Below are 1,254 nucleotides of genomic sequence, written 5' to 3'. Positions count from 1 at the left end.
CCCACCGCCCCGAACGGCACGGGCGCACCATGACCGTCCAGCAGATACAACCGCGTGTTCGCTATCGGACGCCCGATCGGGACAACTGACCCGTCAAAATCAGCCGGGCAATTCCAGGCCGTCACGTCGATAGCTGCTTCCGTGGGACCATATAGATTGTGCAGGCCAGTCCAGGGCAATACGCGCCCAACCTTGTGCGCAAGGGAGGCAGCAAGTGCCTCACCACTACACACCAGACGCTGCAGCGATGTGCAGCGATCAACACCCTTCGTGTCCATAAAGCTGACCAGCATGGATGGTACAAAGTGTGCAGTGGTGATGCCTTGGTTGATTATCAAGTTTACAAGTGCATCGGGGTCTTTGTGTGCAGCCGGGGGCGCCAGCACCAGGGCCGCCCCTTCAAGCAACGTCCAGAAGAACTCCCAGGCCGAGACATCGAAGCCAAATGGCGTCTTCTGCAAGACGACATCAGTCGCATCGAGAGCGTAGGCTTTCTGCATCCAGATCAGGCGATTGATAATAGCCCGATGCTCATTCTCTGCCCCTTTGGGCGTTCCAGTTGAGCCTGAGGTGTAGATCACATAGGCGAGATGGCGGGATGTGAGGCCAAGCGCGCGCGGGTCCGGGTTCGAGGCCGGCAGTTCGGCCCAGCCCGGCGTGGCGGTGGCGAGGTCGACCAAGCTCACTTGAGCAGGGGCCTGGGCGCCGAGTGCGGCGCGTCCGGCCGTATCGGCCAGCAGCAGCTTGGGGGCGGCATCCTCGAGCACCTGGTTGAGCCGCGCGCTGGGATAGGCCGGATCGAGCGGCACATAGGCGCCGCCCGCCTTGAGGATCGCCAGCAGCCCCACCACCATCGCCGGGCTGCGTTCCAGGCAGATCGCCACCGGCTGATCCGGCTTGACCCCAAGGGCGATCAGATGATGGGCCAGCCGGTTGGCCCGGGCATTGAGTTCGCCATAGGTCAGCGCCTCGCCCTCATGCACCAATGCCACCGCCTCGGGCGTCCGGCGCACCTGTTGCTCGAACAGCTCGTGGATGCAAAGATCCGACGGATAGGCCGCCGCCGTCCGGTTCAGCTCCTCCAGCAGAGAGGTGCGCTCGTCGGGCGGAAGAATGTCGAGCGCGCGCACCGGCCTGTCGGGAGCCTGCTCCAATGCCTCCGACAGCGCTTCGAGCGCCTGCTGCATGTAGCCGCAGACCCGATCCGCAGACACGGGCTCCACCACCTGCGCCGTCAGGCCGAGCGCCTCGCCA

The 1,254-nt window shown here is 64.3% G+C and carries 1 protein-coding gene; it reads right to left on the bottom strand.

The window, feature by feature from the left end; genetic code table 11:
* A partial coding sequence (locus AC0L2A_RS36165; RefSeq protein ID WP_473612959.1) for an AMP-binding protein occupies positions 1–1,254 on the bottom strand: 1,254 nt, incomplete at both ends.

This window comes from Mesorhizobium sp. WSM4844 (assembly GCF_055811775.1).
Note: the sequence above shows the minus strand (reverse complement) of the source record. Positions and strands in the feature narration are given on the sequence as shown.